This window comes from Ktedonosporobacter rubrisoli, from assembly GCF_004208415.1.
Classification (GTDB): domain Bacteria; phylum Chloroflexota; class Ktedonobacteria; order Ktedonobacterales; family Ktedonobacteraceae; genus Ktedonosporobacter; species Ktedonosporobacter rubrisoli.
On sequence record NZ_CP035758.1, the window covers coordinates 3,157,368 to 3,175,721 of the forward strand.

The 18,354-nt window shown below is 51.9% G+C and carries 14 protein-coding genes and 2 pseudogenes; 10 read left to right on the top strand and 6 right to left on the bottom strand.

Going from position 1 to position 18,354, the window contains the following annotated elements:
* The first annotated feature begins 270 nt into the window (after positions 1 to 270).
* The 3 genes from EPA93_RS14215 to EPA93_RS49675 all read left to right on the top strand — a co-directional run bounded on the left by EPA93_RS14215 (position 271) and on the right by EPA93_RS49675 (position 3,672).
* A complete protein-coding gene (locus EPA93_RS14215) occupies positions 271 to 975 on the top strand; it encodes a TetR/AcrR family transcriptional regulator (protein ID WP_129888157.1) in 705 nt (234 codons plus the stop codon).
* A 175-nt stretch (positions 976 to 1,150) separates the two neighbouring features.
* A complete protein-coding gene (locus EPA93_RS14225; protein ID WP_129888158.1) occupies positions 1,151 to 2,062 on the top strand; it encodes an ABC transporter ATP-binding protein in 912 nt (303 codons plus the stop codon).
* A complete protein-coding gene (locus EPA93_RS49675) occupies positions 2,059 to 3,672 on the top strand; it encodes an ABC transporter permease (protein WP_242527401.1) in 1,614 nt (537 codons plus the stop codon). Before EPA93_RS14225 ends, EPA93_RS49675 begins: the two co-directional genes overlap by 4 nt.
* A gap of 48 nt (positions 3,673 to 3,720) precedes the next feature.
* Here EPA93_RS49675 and EPA93_RS50895 read toward each other — a convergent pair.
* A pseudogene (locus EPA93_RS50895) lies at positions 3,721 to 4,131 on the bottom strand (DUF4158 domain-containing protein); the annotation flags it as partial.
* Between the two features lie 253 nt (positions 4,132 to 4,384).
* Between EPA93_RS50895 and EPA93_RS14240 the strand changes: the two are divergent.
* Positions 4,385 to 4,726, top strand: a complete 342-nt coding sequence (locus tag EPA93_RS14240; protein ID WP_129888160.1) for a YrdB family protein — start codon at positions 4,385 to 4,387, stop codon at positions 4,724 to 4,726.
* Between the two features lie 333 nt (positions 4,727 to 5,059).
* Positions 5,060 to 6,640 carry a DHA2 family efflux MFS transporter permease subunit gene (locus EPA93_RS14245; RefSeq protein ID WP_129888161.1) on the top strand — a complete coding sequence of 527 codons (1,581 nt, stop codon included), beginning with the start codon at positions 5,060 to 5,062 and terminating at the stop codon, positions 6,638 to 6,640.
* Positions 6,641 to 6,755: 115 nt separating this feature from the next.
* Here EPA93_RS14245 and EPA93_RS14250 read toward each other — a convergent pair whose 3' ends face one another.
* Positions 6,756 to 8,180: a S53 family peptidase gene (locus EPA93_RS14250; protein ID WP_129888162.1), complete on the bottom strand. Its 1,425-nt coding sequence runs from the start codon at positions 8,178 to 8,180 to the stop codon at positions 6,756 to 6,758.
* Positions 8,181 to 8,656: 476 nt separating this feature from the next.
* Here EPA93_RS14250 and EPA93_RS14255 point away from each other — a divergent pair, with 476 nt between their 5' ends.
* A complete protein-coding gene (locus EPA93_RS14255; RefSeq protein ID WP_129888163.1) occupies positions 8,657 to 8,878 on the top strand; it encodes a hypothetical protein in 222 nt (73 codons plus the stop codon).
* Between the two features lie 1,060 nt (positions 8,879 to 9,938).
* Here EPA93_RS14255 and EPA93_RS14260 read toward each other — a convergent pair.
* Positions 9,939 to 10,841, bottom strand: coding sequence for a formate/nitrite transporter family protein (locus tag EPA93_RS14260; protein ID WP_129888164.1), 903 nt, complete (start codon positions 10,839 to 10,841; stop codon positions 9,939 to 9,941).
* Between the two features lie 499 nt (positions 10,842 to 11,340).
* Between EPA93_RS14260 and nth the strand changes: the two genes are divergently transcribed.
* Positions 11,341 to 11,994 (top strand): endonuclease III, encoded by a 654-nt coding sequence (gene nth / locus EPA93_RS14265; RefSeq protein WP_129888165.1) that lies wholly within the window; start codon positions 11,341 to 11,343, stop codon positions 11,992 to 11,994.
* A 189-nt stretch (positions 11,995 to 12,183) separates the two neighbouring features.
* Here the strand turns inward: nth and EPA93_RS14270 are convergent, their stop codons facing one another.
* The 3 genes from EPA93_RS14270 to EPA93_RS48350 form a co-directional block, all read right to left on the bottom strand.
* On the bottom strand, positions 12,184 to 13,374 hold the full coding sequence (locus tag EPA93_RS14270) for a CaiB/BaiF CoA transferase family protein (protein ID WP_129888166.1): 1,191 nt from the start codon (positions 13,372 to 13,374) through the stop codon (positions 12,184 to 12,186).
* Between the two features lie 80 nt (positions 13,375 to 13,454).
* Positions 13,455 to 13,682, bottom strand: a complete 228-nt coding sequence (locus EPA93_RS14275) for a hypothetical protein (protein ID WP_129888167.1) — start codon at positions 13,680 to 13,682, stop codon at positions 13,455 to 13,457.
* Positions 13,683 to 13,700: 18 nt separating this feature from the next.
* Positions 13,701 to 13,982, bottom strand: a complete 282-nt coding sequence (locus tag EPA93_RS48350) for a tyrosine-type recombinase/integrase (RefSeq protein ID WP_340689234.1) — start codon at positions 13,980 to 13,982, stop codon at positions 13,701 to 13,703.
* Between EPA93_RS48350 and EPA93_RS48355 the strand changes: the two genes are divergently transcribed.
* The 3 genes and pseudogenes from EPA93_RS48355 to EPA93_RS14290 all read left to right on the top strand — a co-directional run bounded on the left by EPA93_RS48355 (position 13,968) and on the right by EPA93_RS14290 (position 18,187).
* On the top strand, positions 13,968 to 14,411 hold the full coding sequence (locus EPA93_RS48355) for an HAD family hydrolase (RefSeq protein ID WP_165423097.1): 444 nt from the start codon (positions 13,968 to 13,970) through the stop codon (positions 14,409 to 14,411). The genes EPA93_RS48350 and EPA93_RS48355 overlap by 15 nt on opposite strands.
* 195 nt (positions 14,412 to 14,606) lie before the next feature.
* A pseudogene (locus tag EPA93_RS50900) lies at positions 14,607 to 14,906 on the top strand (transposase); the annotation flags it as partial.
* Positions 14,907 to 15,070: 164 nt separating this feature from the next.
* Positions 15,071 to 18,187, top strand: a complete 3,117-nt coding sequence (locus EPA93_RS14290) for a winged helix-turn-helix domain-containing protein (protein WP_129888169.1) — start codon at positions 15,071 to 15,073, stop codon at positions 18,185 to 18,187.
* The last annotated feature ends 167 nt before the right edge of the window (positions 18,188 to 18,354 follow it).

Below are 18,354 nucleotides of genomic sequence, written 5' to 3' on the forward strand. Positions count from 1 at the left end.
TTGACATTTTGATTTTGATACGACTTTGGCACAAGTCAGCCATGCGTGCAAGTGTGAGCACAAGAGGAAGAGATCGTGTGTCAAAAAACCGGTCGGTTTCGAGATAAACCCATCAGGAGATCAGGAAAAACACGTTGAAGTGAGCATACTTGGGAACTCGTGATTCATTGCCCATCATGCACCTTGACACGGAAGCGCTCCTGTGATTATACTGAACAAAGTAACATATTTTGTTCAAAGTGTTCATTGCAAGATGAGAGGAAGAAGCCAATGCCCGACCATGATGAACGAGAGGCTCAGATTCTCCACGCGGCAACAGACGTTATTCTCCGTCAGGGATATGATAAGACCACGATGAACGATATCGCCGAGGAAGCTGGCGTCAGTCGAGGGACTGTCTACCTCTATTTCAAAGGAAAGGAGGAACTCTTTGAAGCCCTCTTGTATTGGGAATGGAGGCAGTACTCCCAAGTCTGGTTGGAAGCTCTTGAGTCCGACCCACGTGGCGGTACCATTGGAGGATTCTACCGAGCACTCTTTCGTGCCGTGGGCAGCCGTCCTCTGATGGCCTCCATCATGCGACGGGATCGGCGTGTCCTTGGCAATTATCTGCGCAAGCCAGACAATCTTGTGGCCAGGATAGAGTCTGGTTTGACCACCCTCGATTTGATCAAAGCGCTCCAGGCGCTTGGAGCGGTTCGCCAGGACCTTGATCCAGAGGTGACAGCGCACCTGCTCGAAACGCTCTCGTATGGACAGCTCACGATAGCAGACTTTCACTCACCTGATCAGTTTCCCCCCTTTCCTGTGGTTATGGAAGCTCTTGCCTCTATGCTGGATCGTTGGCTTTTGCCAGAAGATGGAGGCAACAGCGAGGCGGGCAAGCAGGTCTTTCGTCAGATGGCCGTTGCCACGAAGGAACAGCTTGAGCAGATGAGGCGGGCGCGTGGACAAGCAGAAGATGTGAAGGAATAGATGTACAAAAATCCACGTTCCCCAGTCCCAGCGGATAAAGAGAAGCTGCTCAAGCAAGAGCTGGATGGGTACAATAAATACGCACAAAAGGTGCATTATCGATTAGTGCCATATGTATGGTAAGAGTAGAAACAATTTCAGAAAGAAATAGAGCCATAGAAAGGAATGATCAGATATGCCAACAGCGATCTCCATATCCGGACTGATCAAATCATTTGGCCGGACGCGTGCCCTTGATGGCCTCAACCTCTCGGTTCGCACTGGTGAAGTCCACGGCTTCCTGGGTCCCAACGGGGCAGGGAAGACCACGACAATTCGTGTCCTGCTTGGCCTGTTGCGATCCGATGCTGGTGACGTGCTCCTGCTCGGAGGTGATCCCTGGCATGATGCCACTGCCCTCCACCGTCGCCTTGCCTATGTGCCTGGGGATGTCTCACTCTGGCCGAATTTGACCGGAGGTGAGATCATCGATCTGCTCGGCAAGCTGCGAGGTGGGATAGATCCGCGCCGACGCGTAGCGCTGTTAGAGCGCTTCGAGCTTGATCCGCGTAAGCAGAGTCGTGCCTACTCCAAAGGCAATCGGCAGAAAGTGGTGTTAATTGCTGCCCTGGCCTCTGATGTCGAGCTCCTCATCCTGGACGAACCCACATCGGGCCTTGATCCGTTAATGGAAGCCACATTTCGTGAGTGCATCGCCGAAGAAAAGGCCAGGGGACGCACCGTTTTGTTATCCAGCCATATCCTGGCTGAAGTCGAGGCGCTCTGTGACCGTATCAGCATTGTGCGTAACGGGCGCACGGTGGAAAGCGGCACGTTGGCTGAACTCCGTCACCTGACGCACACGGAGGTCTCTGCCGAAGTAACAGCGGTGCCGCCTACCCTGACAACACTGGAGGGCATACATCATCTCGACATCCAGGGAAACAGAGTGCGCTTCTCGGCTGACGCTAATGCATTAGGACAAGCACTTTCCCTGTTGACACATGCAGGCTTACACAGCTTAACTTGCCAGCCGCCGACTCTGGAAGAACTGTTTCTGCGGCACTATGAGACCAGAGAGCAGAGCAGGCAGGAGGTGGTGCGATGAAAGGTTTGGAAGGTACAGCAACGTTGACCCGTCTGGCGCTCCGGCGCGAGCGGGTGATGATCCCTGTATGGATGGTGCTGATCGTGGTGCTGGTGGTGGGCGTCGCCGTAAACTACCAACGACTATTCCCTACAGAATTGATGCGCGAGAATTTTGTAGCGGAGATGTCAAAAAATCTGGCGCTCATTGCCTTTAGCGGGCATATTGTCAGCGCGGATCTGGGTGCACTGATGGTTTTTAAGATTGGTGATAGTGCGTATGTCTTGCTTGCACTCATGGTGTTGTTGACCATTTTTCGGTACACCAGAACTGAAGAGGAGTCCGGGCGCCAGGATCTCCTGAGTGCTGGTGTCGTCGGACGATATGCGCCGCTGACTGCCAGCCTCATTGTGGCCTGCGGAGCCAGCTTGCTCACTGGCCTGCTTTGTGTACTTGGATTACTTGGCCTTGGCATCGATATGGTTGGATCTATCGCGTTTGGAGTGGCGCTGGCCGGAAATGGCCTGGTCTTTGCGGCAATAGCTGCCCTGGTGGCACAACTGAGCGAGAATACGCGCACGGCAATCGCCATTGGCGCTCTCGCTCTCATAGCTTCCTACCTGATTCGTTTTGTCGCCGATGCGATTGGTCAGCCCTGGCTGGAGTGGCTTTCGCCGAACGGATGGAGCCATCTGCTTGCGCCATTTGGGGACGAGCAATGGGGGGCTGCTGGCCTGATGCTCGTTGCCACCATCATCGTCGAGGCTTTTGCCTATCTGCTGATAGCGCGCCGCGATCTTGGTTCTGGCTTGCTTGCTCCGCGCCCCGGTCCCGCTGGCTCTACTCGCTTGCGTAGCCCGTTGGCACTTGCCTGGCGCTTGCAGCGTGGTCCATTACTGGGGTGGGCCATCGCTTATAGCGTGATCGGAGCTGTGTGTGGCGCAGCCGCAGGTTCAATGCAGGAATTTATCCGAACCAGTTCCTTTGGGATGACATTTTTGATCCACTACAGTGGGAACCCTCATGCCAGCAGCGCAGACATCTTTCTGGAAATGATCGTGATTACCCTGGGGATGGTGTCAGTCTTCTACTCGGCCTTTGCGGTGCTACGACTGCGGAGCGAAGAAGTCGCTGGACATGCTGAACTGCTGCTCTCAACGACGGTCGGGCGCATACGCTGGATTGCTAGCCATCTTGTGAACGCACTCGTGGGAACCGTGATCATCCTGGCGGCAGGCGGGTTCTTCATGGGGCTGGTGCGCTGGCTCAGTAGCGGTGACGTTGCCGCATTCCCGCGCGTGTTCACTGGCGCACTGCTTCATGCCCCCGCCGCATGGGTCCTCATCGGAGCTGCGCTGCTCCTGTTTGGGATCGTCCCACGGTTTGCGGTAGCGATGACCTGGGTAGTGGTATTGTATGTACAATTGATTGGCGAAGTCCTCGGTCCGATCTTCCTGGGGCCAACGTATCGCTATTCGGTGATAAATGCACTCCAGCCCTTCCACTGGGTACCCAGAATCGCCTCGGGAGGCGTACTCACTGCCACACCGGAGCTTTTGCTCACGGGACTCTCCATCCTGCTGATTACCGCCGGACTGGTAACGTTCCAGCGCCGCAACGTTGGTAGCTAAGGCCAACGGCTGCAACTCGCGCGCAAGCCAGAGATACTCCTTCCATCCACAGTCACGGAAGTGGTATGTCTGGCGGATCTCATCCAGGTGCTCATAGAGCGTATGATCTCGATCTCCATACCGGGAAAAGGTGGAAGCAGGAACCTGCACTTGATCGGCGATCACTGCAAGAACGCGAGGAGGAACTCCTGCTAACTCCCTTAACGGACGCCCAGGGAAACGGAGTACAGCAAGCTGAACGGCAAACTCCAGGCGATTATGCTACCTCCTCCACTGATTAATCAGCTCAAGATCTTTTTGCGTCAAGATGTAGTGGTGAGCAATCTCCCGATCAGACAGATCAGCCGGAATCTGAGTAAGAACATCTCTCTGCTCTGGGGTCAAATAGGTTGGGCTTTTTGAAGTAAAAGGCATCGCATCCTCCACGTCCACGTTTTTTTCTCTTGTCTTTCGTATCATGTGGGCAAGATGATGTCAATGAAACCGATTTAGAACGGGACTGGAAGGCTATGTTATGAGCTTAGCGGGAAAAATGGGAGGAAAAATGTTATCACTCCTTTTTTGCCTTGACAGTCTAACTATAATAGGTTATTATCTATCTATATTAGATAAAAAGTTATCGAGAGAGCTTGTGAGATGTATGAAGCAAGAAAATTTCAAAATTGCCTCTTGTTTCTATGCTGGGTAGCGCGAGCTAAAAGGAGTGGCCGAGATGATTTTTAATAGTATCAAATATGTAAATATGGGGCTGGCTTTTTTGTTGGAGCTGGGAGTTCTAGTGGCTCTAGGCTACTGGGGATTTCAGGTTGGCCAGGGAATGCTCATGAAAATTCTGCCAGGGATAGGCCTTCCAGTCCTGGCTATTATCGTCTGGGGTATACTTGGTGCGCCAAAGTCAAGCTGGCAATTACAAGGCATCTGGTACCTGGCTCTGCAAGTAGTTTTCTTTGGTTCGGCTGCATTGGCGCTCTTTTCTGCTGGACGGCGTGATTTGGGAATAGCCTTCGCCCTGCTCTTTGTTCTTAATGTTGCGCTAACTCGTATTCTGGGGTGAAAGCATCTCTCTATGTCTATTTTTCTATTCTCTATCTTCAGTTCTATGCCTCTTGATAAAAAGCAGTGCAGAGAATATACGCATGAACGTTTCCAGATACGCTAAGGCGAAGGCTATTATGCAACCCTGGTAGAGATTCAACCTGTCATGCTGTGCGGATAAAGCCTCTGGTCTAGAGTGGTCAGTAGCGGGTGGTCGATTGAGAAGACGATGGAGTCTGCGGTTTGTTCCTCTTCTAAGGATCAGCTGATAAACAAGGACCGATCCTGTCCTTCTTCCAGGGTATACTCTGAGTAATGGAAAAGTAAAGAGGAATGAAAGAGGAAAAATCAAATGCAAACTGCACCTGAGGCTGCTGTAATGCAGGATAAGCCATTAATGCGGGGATTTGGGCTTATTGCAGTAATCAGTGCCTTGATGCTGACACTCTTATTGGAGGCCCTGGATCAGACAATTGTAGGCACCGCCATGCCCCGTATTATTGCAGAGCTACATGGGCTAGATCGCTATACCTGGGTAGTGACGGCCTATATACTTGCCTCGATGACCATGATCCCGATAGTTGGTAAGCTCTCCGATCAGTTTGGGCGCAAATGGTTTTTGCTAGGCGGCACTGCCCTCTTCCTGCTTGGTTCGGGTCTGGCCGGGGCATCCCAGAGCATGGATCAGCTGATCATCTTTCGGGCCTTACAGGGATTGGGAGCAGGCATTGGCATGGCTTTAGTCGCGACAGTCTTCGCCGAGCTCTTCCCGCCTGCTGAGAGGGCAAAATGGGGAAGCCTATTTGGCATTGTCTATGGTTTCTCGAATCTCTTTGGTCCGGCAATTGGCGGCTGGCTGACTGAGCATGGCCCGCTGCTTAGCCGCCTGATCACCGAGAACGGTCGCTGGCGCTGGGTCTTCTATATTAACATACCGGTTGGTCTCCTGGCTCTGGTTGCGCTTCTATTCTTTTTACCGGCTAATCTCTCATTGCGCAGTGGAGCTGTGAATAAAGCACAAACTAAGACTGCTCGCATCGATTTTCTTGGGGCCTTTCTCTCGGCCATAGCAACCATCTCCTTAATGCTTGGCCTGAGCTGGGGGAGCACGCAGATCTCAGCCTGGGGCTCGCCACAGGTGCTCGCCCTGCTTGGAGCCGGTGTTGTGCTGTTTGTCCTATTCTTGCTGGTTGAGCGTAAAGCCGCCGAACCCATCTTGCCATTGGATCTCTTCAGCAATCAGGTCTTCAGTGCTGCGGCGTTGCTCTCGGTGCTGCAGATGATGGTTCTATTGGGGCTCTCGCTGTACTTACCACTCTTCTTTCAAGGGGTGCTGGGTATTTCACCTACCGAGGCAGGCCTGGTGATGACCCCGCTCTCGATAAGCATGGTCGTAGGGGCAACTGTAGCTGGTCCCATTGTGGGCATACTCAAGCGCTATCAGCTCATCGCCATCCTGGGAGCCGTATTGATGGTCGTAGGTACCTTCTTGATCACGCTGCTTAAGCCAGAGAGCGGCCTGCTGCCGTCTATCCTGTTTATGATTGTGGTGGGTATTGGTACTGGTACCTTCTTCTCTATACCGATGTTGGCAGCGCAAAACGCCTTGCCGCTCAATCGGCTGGGGATTAGCACTGCGGCAACGCGCTATCTAGGGCAGGTAGGTGCTACCCTGGGTATCGCAGTTGTTGGTACTGTCGTGAGCAGCTCAGCATCTGGGGATGTGATGAGCCATCTACCGAGCAGCGTAGCCGAAAAATTATCATTTGCCGGAGCGCTGCAGCATGGCTTTGTAGCGGTTCTGATCTTTGCGGTCATTGCTCTGCTTGCCACATTTTTCCTGAAAGATGTGCCCTTTGTGGTACGGCAAGGAAATGAGGAGATGGAGGTAACTGCCAATGACGAGATTGATAAAGAGCTGATTCATAGCTAGCATTTTACCTACTGAAGATGAAGGAGCTGCCAGGTGCGTTGGTAGCTCCTTCGTTTTGTGGCCCATCGTCAATTTTTTAGGAACTAGAAGTAATGTTCAGCTCAAATCGGAAGGATTAGAGATCGGCCCCATCATTAGCCTGAACAAACTTAGGCAAGAGCGTGGCCAGCTGTTCAGCGTTAGGTGTACCTAGCCCCGTGGGAGCGTCCCAGCCCTGAGCAGCCGGGAAGCCGTCGACTGTGACAATATTGCCGTTACCATCCTGGAAGGCGAATGTATTGTTGCCAGCTGTTATATCATGGAAAGCCTGTTTAGAGGCTGCGTTCTGGCCGAGGCGGTAGAGGGCGCTATTTAAGAAGCCCAAACGTCCTCCGGAAGCCTGGTCAAAGAGGGCAGTCATCGCGGCTGCCACTGGAGCTCCTAAGCTTGTGCCTCCGATAGGGATAAGCATGGTTTTTCCTGGCTCAAGAGAGCTGGTAACGACAGGAACGCCAGTTAACGGATCAGCATCAAGAGCGATATCGGAGATGCCACGTCCATTCTGATTGACGATCTGCTGTTGATAAGCAGGGAGCTTAAAGATCTGGCTCACACCACCACCTGTTGCTCCTGCCCCGTTTTCCGACTCATTCCAGACCGTCTCCTTGAGATAAGCCCCCGACCTGGCCAAGGAAAGCGTTGTGCCACCGACCCCCGTAACCAGTGGATCGCTGGCTGGATAGTTAACGCCCTGGGCAAGTGTTACGACCTGGCCTTGTTTATCGCATTGCAAGGCGGCGGCTCCAGAATCGCCGACCGAAGCAAATACCGACTGTTGCTGTGCTCTGGCCTGCTGGAAGACCTGATGTTCGGCCTGAATAAAATTCCGACTCAGGCAGGATTCGCCAGCCCCGAAGCTTTGCGAGATGACGCTTCCCATGTTATGTTTAACGGCGTAACCCGTGGCCTGGAGCAGTGCCTGTAATTGATCCTGGATGGTGCCTCCCTTCACATTGCCTAGAAGCAAGTTGATAGTAGCGTCCGGGGCGATGGCATGCGCCCATTCAACATCCAGCGCGATCTCGCCGGCGAAGGCTGTCTGGACTGGATCTTTTGGGTTAAAAGGTGTCACGCCGAATGGGGCGATAATATTGAGCTGAGGATCATTCAGACCAAATAGCGTATCGAAGAGATGCAGATCCTGGCGCACCGTTGGCGATTGGAAGGCATCGATGATCGTAATGATCCTACCCTTTCCCGTAATACCTGCCTTGAGCAGCGGTGTCACGCCATAGGCCTGACGAATCTGCTGAGGAGTATAGCAGAGAGGACGGGTGCGCTGGTTCAAACATGATAATGCCCCTTTCCCTGACTTCATAGTCACAGCCATTTTATACATGGGGTGCATTGGCAAGACGCTGATCTGCATGCGTGCGGCCGCGCTGTGGGCGTGTGCCTGCAGATGAGGCCGGAACAGAGCACTCGCCGCAAGCACGCTAATTAGCAATATGAAGATGCTTGCAGAGCCAAGAATGATATAGATGTGGCGTTGTTGTTTCACGACAGGTTTCTCCTAAATCTAAAAGACGCTCCCTTTTTGGGCGAGTTTTTAGAGATGCAGCTTCCTCTAAATTACACACCCTTTTCAGGCTAGTTTTGCAGAGATGTCCCTTTTGGCTGCTATCTATTCAGGAGGGTACTATGAGAAGTGGAAGTTTTCAGGACAGAAGAGTATTGTAGTAGAAAAGTACCGAACCAGGTGGAGAAAGTGTAGCTGCTCAATCGCGACTGTCGCTGCCTCATGTGTTACCCAACAAGCGGTCCGGGCTCCTGGATGCGAGCCTGTTTCTTGCAGTGATCTTCTCTCTTTGCTATACTGCTCCTTGAGCAGATGTTGGGTAACCAGAGGTCTGAACAGGAGAGAACCGTGCCTAAGGAGATGCCTGTTGCTTTGATCTGGAGTGCGCAGCGACAGCGCTATGAAGTTCGCGAACCAGGCAAGAGCACACGTCATCCACTCACTCAGGATGATGTTCAGTGGCAGGCCTGGCTTGCAGCCTGCTCCTCAATGACCTGGCTACTTTACCACATCGAACCGTGCTGGGGCTGGAAGATTATCACGTGATTAGCAGCCAGCAGATTCAGCAAAGCTTCCAGGGCTTGCTGAATCATCTCCCTCTTACTCTGCGCCTGGTCCTGATCAGCAGACATGACCCTTCGCTTCCTCTGGCCCTGTTAGTGCAACGAGGCTGGGAATAAACCAGAAGCCATCGATAAGGCCTTGCCATCGATTACGAATAAAATTCACAAGCATAGCGGTTCTCAAATATATTATAGTATTTATTGTGCAATTTGCTGGGATGCTGCACCATAGCTAGCCCCACGCCACCGTAAATATACGTAATCTGCTTGTGATGGTCAATCGCTTAAAATTGCAGAAATGAAGTATAGGAAGCAATGCTGACTATTGATTTTATTTTGAAATGTGTAGTATGGGAGCTCCTTTATGTTCCTGCTTAGGGAGTTAGCTTTTTTTATTGCGATAATGGTATAATTGGAGAAAAGCATTAAAAATAATTAGAGAAGAGAAGAAGCGCATGAACCGATCAGGAACAAATCCTTGGCACCTGGTAGAAGATTTCCCTATAGGAATAAATTTTTGTGTCTGGATCTTGCAAAAAGATGGTTTAGCAGTTTCTCCGTTTGATCAGCATCCTGCTGGCGATGGCTCATTACAAGCAGCAGGCTTAGATGCAAGGCTATGGTTTTTGTGGTTCATTGAAGCTGTGATTGGACAAAGAGCACCGGCTAATCCCTCACTTGCGAGAATTGGAACCCCAGTGCTCCAACAGCGCCTACAAGATCTTTGGGGGCAGTATCTTCCGTGGGCAAATAAGTGGCACAGAGCATCTACCAAGAGACTTGTAGAGAACTTTTCTCAGCCCGAGGAGCATCTTAGGCTTTGGGAAAGCCTGCTCCCCTTTCAACAAAGCTTGCCAGAGATGCGCATCTATTACGTTGATTATCCATGCGTCGTCTCTTTTGTCGTTCCTCCGGTTTCTGCTGTCCTTGGCTTCAATGAAGGAGCCACAAGTGCTGAGATTAGCAGATATATTCTCCAGGCTGCGAAAAAGCTTTCAGAAGCTAGAGGATAGTATAGCTTATCTTCGTCATATTTGAGAAATAAACTAACTTCTTTTTAAAGAAGGATGTAGAGTATATAATAAATGCTCGGGCAACCTTTAGGGCCGCCCGAGATAGTGCTGTGTATTTTCGTTCCTCCTTCGCTGTTAGCAGATCTAGCCTGATCTGATCTCGGCTAGCTTTCCCCTCCTATCTTTTCTGTAGCAACCTGGGCGAAGTTGAGCGCAGCTACCAGAGAGACGCCGCCGAGAATGTTGCCGATCAGCGTGGGCAGCATAAAGCCAACCAGGTAAGTGAGCCAGGAGATCGCGCCTATATTTACCAGGTAGAGCACATCGACTGAACCTGCGATGATATGTGCGAAGCCGCCGAGAGAAACTATATAGGTGATCAGAATGATCACGTGAAACTTGGTGTCACCAACGGCGGGCAATAGCCAGACCATAAGTGCGATCAGCCACCCAGCAAAGATCCCGCGCAGGACCGTAAGGCCGAAATCGCCACGTAGAGAATGGTGCGATATTTCTGCGAAAGAGCGTTGAAGCTCTGGCTGAAAGAGATTGGTGTGGGAAATCGCCCAGGCGAAGATCAGCGCTCCTACGAGATTAGCGATAAGCACTACAAGCCAGAGCCTGGCCACCTTCCATAAGGTCTGACGATTAAAGTTAGCTAGCAGCGGCAAGATAGCCGTAAGCGTATTTTCAGTGAAAAGCTGCTTGCGCCCCAAGATTACGATAAGGAAACCAACACTATATCCGAGATTGTCAAGCAGAGGTGTCCAGAGGGCATGTGCGGGTAGGTAGGTATGCAGCAGCCCTTGAGTGACGAGGGAGAAACCCATAGAAAGCCCGGCTCCAAGCCCGGATACGGCAAGTGCAATAGGCGAACGGCGTAGTTCCCGCTCCCCATTTTCACGAATAGCCTCGTGAATTACGATGGCGCTAATGCTTTTACGTCTAATAACCTCCTTGCGTTCCCCAAGATTTAAGGGTGGCACGACATTGGAAGTTGCTAGATTGGGCTCGGGAGTCTCCTTAAACCGTTCTGTCGTGCGCACCGTTCTGCGCTCATCATCCATATACACTCCTCTCTTGATAAAGGCGGGAAGCGAGGATATCTAGCACTTTTCTCACGGACAGCTTGAGAGTGCATGATCCCTATATTTTAAATTTTGTAATATGTGTGACTTTAGGCTAGCTTATGTACCTGCCTTCCTTGCTAGCAAGACTCTTGTATAGAGAACTCCTGGTAATGGGAATGTTTAGCTCTGGCATATTAAGCTTGACGTGTGAGGTTTTCGGCCATATACTTTCCCTGCCAGGAAATAACAAGGATTTGTAAAGCCTTCCTGGACCTGGCTTGCGGCCCGGAAATGGATACAGGAATGATGTACATTTCTGATAGCTTTCGTTTACACGGGATACATTTCTAAAAGGTTTCATTTTTCGCATAATGTGTGGATGGAGAATTTATTATCGGCTTATGAAGATATTGCTTTCAGCTTAGACTATCAGAATATAAGGGCACGCAAAGAATAGGTAAGAAGAGAATATTGCTGTGTAGAAAGGTTCTTAAGGATGGTATATACAGGTCCGCAACCAGGCTCTTCGGAACAGATAAGCGCTATTGTTGAGGAGCTACGTGGATTATATCCACAGGCGCGCTATGAACTAAATTTTACAACGCCGCTTGAACTATTGGTTGCTACTATTCTGGCGGCCCAGTGTACTGATGAGCGGGTGAATGCGGTGACTCCGCAACTCTTTGCGAAATATCGCAGCGCTCAGGATTATGCGCAGGTTGGCCAGGAGGAGCTAGAGCAGGATGTGAAGTCAACTGGCTTTTATCGCAACAAGGCAAAGACTCTGCGTGCTGTTTGCCAGTACCTGGTGGATCATTACCATGGCGAGGTACCACAGAGTATTGATGAGCTTGTGAAGCTGCCGGGAGTAGCGCGCAAGACTGCGAATGTAGTGCTTGTAAATGCCTTTGGCGTGACTGAGGGCTTTATTGTAGATACCCATGTAGGGCGCGTGAGTAAGCGGCTGGGATGGACACAACACGAGGATGCGGCGCGTGCTGAGCAAGAGCTGATGCGCCTTATTCCGCGCTCCGAATGGTCGAGCCTCCCGCATCGTATGATTTACCATGGACGGGCTACATGCGCGGCCCGTAAGCCGCGTTGCACCTCATGTACCCTGGTAGCATACTGCCCATCGGCCATTATCTGATAATCAGCTGTAGAGAAAATTGATAAAGCGGGTATGCCATAGAGGATTTGTGGCATACCCTGACTGAGCTTGATGCATTGTGCGTAGCGGAGCAAGGTTTTAAGCCTCTTGCCAGGAAAAACCCCTGGCATCGAAACCCGGTTCTGACGAAACTGGAGGTAAAGATACAAGTTTGAAGTTCTTCCTCTTTTATGCCCCCTCAGAGGATTGATCCCTTGCGGTTCCCCTGGCTTGCTGGCCCTCCGATCGGAGCTTGCTAATGATCTCCTCATTGTGTTGTCCTAATGCTGGTGGAGGAGTTGTTACTTGCGCTGGGGTCAGACTAAAGTTTGCCGCAGGGCCAACCAGTGAAATCTCGCCGGCGGTGGGATGCATGACCTTGACAACTTGTTGTGAATGGATGACCTGGGGATCACGAAATACCTGATCCATACGATTAACAGGCGCTACCGCGACACCAGCGGTGGCCAGGCGCTGCTCCCAGGCTGCTACAGTCTCGGTCTGTAACACGGCCTCGATGAGGGGAAGCAAGCTTTCGCGATTGTGAACGCGATCTGCATTAGTGAGGAAACGCGGGTCTGTGCTCCATTCTGGGTGTCCGATGGCTTCACAGAAGTTAGCATAGAGCTTATCGTTGGCGGCCCCAACCATGAGATAGCCGTCGCTGGCCCGAAAGACCTGGTAGGGAACAATAGAGCCGTGAGCACTTCCTTTAGGCGTAGGGATCTCGCCGCCAATGAGATAGCTGCTGGCAGCATTAATCAAAGATGCTAGCTCAGCACTGAGCAAGGAGACATCGATACGCTGGCCCTGCCCTGACTTTTCACGATGATAGAGGGCAGCCAGAATGCCCGAGAACGCGTAGAGCCCGGTGATAACGTCAGTAAGGGCAACGCCAGTCTTCACAGGTGGTTCTCCAGGGGTGCCGGTAATTCCCATTAGACCACCCATGGCAGAGACAATCACATCGTAGCCAGCGCGATCTTTATAGGGACCACTGCGGCCATAGCCAGAAATAGAGCAGTATATCAAGCCCGGGTGGCGCTCACGCCAGTCTTCATAGCCCAGGCCAAAGCGTTCCATAACCCCCGAGCGAAAATTCTCAATCACAATATCGCTCTGGCTGACTAACTGGTGGGCGATCTCCAGCCCTTCATCGGTGCGTAGATCCAGGCACACACTTTTCTTATTGCGGTTGACGCTTAGAAAATAGGTACTTTCATCTTCCACAAAAGGAGGTCCCCAACTTCGCGTATCGTCTCCCTGTGGAGGCTCGACTTTAATAATTTCTGCCCCAAGATCGCCTAGAAGCATGGTACAATAAGGGCCAGCAACCACACGCGTAAAATCGGCGACACGAATACCTGAAAGTGTACCCATAAGTTTATCTCTCCAATCGAATGACCATCCAGAGGTTTGGCGCTAAAATATTCTATGATATTTTCTTATTCTACTAGACATCAACTCAAAGGTATACATACCATCACCTCCAGCTTCTCAGCGGGCTTGTGCAACTCCTCTTGTTCCAAGGGCAAGGGCGTGAGAGCACCCTTGACAGCAGCGAACTGAGTAGGATGGGTCAAGCAGGCGGCTAAGTTTTCCACAGCGTTTTGTTGCATGCCAGGTAAGACGTGAGCATACAGGCGCAAGGTTATGGAGATATCGCTGTGACCTAAGAGTTCCTGCACCACTTTGGGGTGGCCGCCTCACGCCAGGAGCATCGTGGCCACAGAGTGACGCAGATCATGGAAGGTCACCTCTGGCAACCCTGCTTTGACCAACAGCTGGCGAAAATGCTGGTAGAGCAGATGGTTGGCTGTGAGGGGTGTTCCTTTGCGGGTACAGAAGATCAGATTCTGCTCCTGCCAGCCTTGCCCTGCTCGTCGTTGTTCCTCCTCTTGTCGGTCTCGAAAAGCTGGCGAGAGATTTCTCAGCAATTTGCCCCTATACTGGACGTGCCTACGGAGGCAATTGTGCAAGCCCTTCAAGAAAGCCGTCTCGCGTATAAACGCGAGATTGAAAATGATGTCGAGAAACAGCGAAGAGACAGTCTTGAGCCATTTGAAACACGACAGGAGACGGTAGAAAGCGCATTAAAAGTACTGAACCGAGAGAGGAAAGATGTAGCAGCGGAAATGGTACATGCATTCGAGACTCTCCACCACTCGTATCGTCAGCTCACTCCTCATGCTCTGGAGCTATTAGAGGGACTCCGATCCGCACTTGAGCAGCTCCATGTTAGCGCTCACGAAGCATGGATGATCGGCGATGACCTTGTGCGCCTGCTATATCGCGCACAAGGTGTCGGCATCTTTGCTGTCTGGTATGACCCTGCTCAACGAGGAATTCCAGACGCCATATGCCCTGACTGGATTATTCACGATTTTTTAGAAGTGTGTGACGCGCTCAATCTCTGAGCTGTAAAAGACGTAGTTGTTCATCAAGAGCTCGGAGAGAAGCTGCGTCCTCATAGGATAGTAGTAGACCTCTCAGAGAACTTGCCGATAGTTGTGTAAGGAAAAGGCTTTTCAAAGAAGGATTTTTGAGATACTACTACAGGCATAGACTGTTCCTTAATGAATTTCTGGCAATTTCACCAAAAGGAGGGTGTTATGCCTATACCCAAGAAAAAGCCCACTACATCGATCTCTGAAGATGCAACATAGAAGTCATCGCCACACGTGCTGCCAGAACAAGAGGAACTTCGGGCGTATCTGCGCCGAATCGCGCGCTGCGCCATCCAAGTCTTGCTTGAACAAGTGATGCGTGAAGAGCTAGAGCAGTGCATTGGCGCGTCATGGGGAGAGTGCACTCCGACACGCCGTGGCTCTCGAAAAGATTCTTACATGCGCGATTTGGTCACTCCAACCGGACGCATTGAGGATTTGAAAGTGCCCGGAGATCGTGATGGACCCACGAATTGTACAATGCGATTATAGGGAGTAGTGAACCGGTCTAAAAATCTACGTTGGCAATCTTTCCTTGAGGTTTCGTCGCGAATTGGGTATACTCCCTGTTAGGGAACTGTTAGGAGCGTACCCTAACCCCTTCCATCCTCCCACGAAAGCTTTTTGGCATGAAGAAGTCACCAACTACGAGCGGAGTTGTTCAAGACGGAATACTTGTTTACGAGCAAGACGGACAGAAAGTGATGGTCGCCGTCGATGAGCCTTCCTGGTATACCTGGCTAGAAACCGCGATGAGCTTCACGTTTGTCTGTACAGAGGGAACGTTCACCGCACAGAAGGCTCGTGCTGGAAATCGGCGTGGGGGCTGGTACTGGCGTGCCTATCGCCGAAAGCAGGGTCGGCTCTTGCGCTCTTATCTGGGCAAATCTGCCAATTTGACGCTCTCCCGTCTCCGTGAGATTGCTCATCATCTTGCGATGCGTTCTGAGGATACTTCGATGAGGAAAGGGGTGCCGGGGCAAGGGCATGGAATGCTGCAAATCCCCATCTCGTCTGGCGCTCCTGCTCTGCTTCCGAGCACGAAATTCACGCTTCCGTGCCTCCCTCTCCAGCACATTGCGCGTCCCCATCTGGTTGCACAACTTGAACGAGGAGCACGACAAGGCGTTGCCATCATCTGCGCGCCAGCAGGATCTGGCAAGACAACCCTGCTCGTAGAATGGGCTACCAGCACTGCGTTGCCGGTGGTCTGGATTTCCCTGGACGTGGTGGACAATGATCCTTCACGCTTTCTCACTTCTCTACGAGCCGCTCTGCTATGCTTCATCAGACACAGTGACACGGCGGGGAACTATCAGTTCACCCAGGCGGATGACGACGAGAGGATGCTTACCAGTTTCCTCAACGACCTTGCCTCTTTGCTCCAGCAGGAGGTCGTCGTGATCCTGGACGACTACCATCTCATTACCGAAAAAAGGGTTCACACCGCACTTCACTTCCTGCTCACTCATCGGCCTGCTCACTTGCATCTGATCATCGGGACACGTGCCGATCCACCCGTGGCCCTCTCCCGCTTACGTACACATGGGCAACTGAGTGAGGTACGTACAGAAGCGTTACGTTTCGTTTCCAGCGAGATTGCTTCCCTTGGAAGTTTGATGGGAATTACGCTCTCCGAAGAAGTGAGGAGTTTGTTGGCGCAACGCACCGAGGGCTGGATTGCTGGCGTTCAGTTGCTGCTGCTTGCATTGCGTGGACAAGCCGACACCACCGCGTTTCTGCGAACGTTGCGTGGTACGCACCAATTTCTCCTTGAATATGTGAGTGAAGAAGTGTTAGCTGGCTTGCCTCTCGCGATGCAAACCTTTTTACGACGAACGAGTCTTCTGGAACGAATGACCGGACCGCTCTGTGAGGCTGTCACGGGTCAGCGAGAAGGACATGTGCTCCTAGCGCAATTACGGCGCGCCAATCTCTTTGTGAGCGTCCTCGATGAAACGGAAACCTGGTATCGCTATCATCCCATGTTTTCCCAAGTGCTCCGTGCGCAGCTCCACAGGAGCGAGCCGAACCTGATCTCGGAGCTCTATGGCCGGGCCAGTTGCTGGCATGAAGAGCATGGTGATGTGGAGGAAGCATGTGAATATGCTTTCCTGGCTGGCGATCTCTCCTCTGCGGCAAGCCTGCTGGCAACAGTTTTGATTCCTCTGGTAGAGCAAGGAAAGCTGGACCGGCTGAACCAGTGGTTGAATCTGCTCCCCCCAACGCTCGTTGCAGCATCTCAAGAGCTTTGTGTTGCCTCAATCTGGATGCAAACCTGGCGACATCCAAGGAACAAAAATACTCCAGAAATCGTCGAGCCAATGGTTGCGCACATGGAACGGCTTGTGCAGGCACAACCCTGGGCCACGACGGCTCCGTGGGTGGAACTCCAGAGTGAGCTCAGGTTGGTTCATGCGCTCAGAGCGTTTTCCCACCACGATCTGGTGCGCACGATCACGCTGGTTCACGAGACGTTGCGCCTCCTCTCTGCACAGAGGACCGCTTTGAGTCAGTTCATTTCCTTTCGCTTACGGCTGATCCTCAGTGCCGCCTATCGTGCGAGCGGAGAATTGATTGCTTATGAGCAGATCCTCCTTGACATTGCTGTGCCTCAGCCAACCGAGACCTATCATCCAATGAGCCTGATAGCGGTGTGGAGTCTGGCCGAGCTGTACGAAGCGCAAGGAAAGTTACGCAAGACAGAACAGCTTTTTGAGCGCATTTCTGATGCGTTCAGGTCATACCCCAACCTCTCACCCGTGCTCTTCGCCCCTATGTATGTGAGCAAGGCCGCGCTGTTGTACGAATGGAATCGGGTACCTGAAGCTCAGAGCTGCGTACAACAGGCGTTAGCCATCGCGCAGGGGACGGATCTCCTGGCAGCATATTCCTCTCTTGGCCTCTGGATGCAGGCTCGCATTGAACTGATACAAGGCCAGACTGAGACGGCGCGATCCTTCCTTCAACAGCAATGGCCGTCAGTGGATCAGTCGTGGTCTGTTGGGTTAGAAAAGAGGTATCTGGCCGCCATCGCTGCACGTCTTGCCCTTGCCTGTGACGATGTAAAAGGAGCGCTCCATTGGGTAGCTACCTGCGGTATACGCTTTGATGATCAACTCGCCATGCCACCGGAAAATCAATGCATGTTTCTGTATCTGACGCTGGCCCGTGCCTTGATTGCACAGGGACGCCTCCAAGCGAACGGATCACCGCTCTCACAAGCGCTCCACCTTCTGGCGCATTTACAGGATCTGGCTGCACGGATGAATTTCAAGCGCTGGTTCATTGAAATTCAGATGCTCACTGTTCTGGCATTACAAGCACAAGGAAAAACGAAGCAAGCATTGACCACACTCGGATCGGTCCTAGCCTTAGCCGAGCCAGAAGGGTATGTACGTCTCTTCGTTGACGAAGGAGAGGTGATAGCGTCCCTGTTGTTACAGATCTCCACATCTCCCACCGCCTCGTCTGGGTATATCCAGCAGATCCTAGCTGCCATTCCAGCCAAGCGTCCTGCCCTACCCACTCCACCATTCCATCAACCGCTCATTGATCCTCTGAGTGTGCGTGAGCGAGAAGTTCTTTCCCTGCTGGCACATGGCGCTTCCAACCAGCAGATAGCGGATCACCTGGTGATCAGCCTTAACACAGCCAAACGTCATGTCAAGCATATTCTTGCGAAACTCGCCGTGACTAATCGTACTCAGGCAGTCGTACGTGCCCGCGAACTCCACCTGCTCTAATCACTGCTGGAATACTCCCTGCAATGCTCCTTTGTGAGCAAGACGTAAAGCTTTTGTCGCGCTACACTGGAACACACGCAGAAAGACGCTTACTGCAGAGGAGGAGTGAAACAATCTCCGCAAGGTTGGCTTAAAGATCTTCCTGGTGGAAACGAACCTCCGCCTGC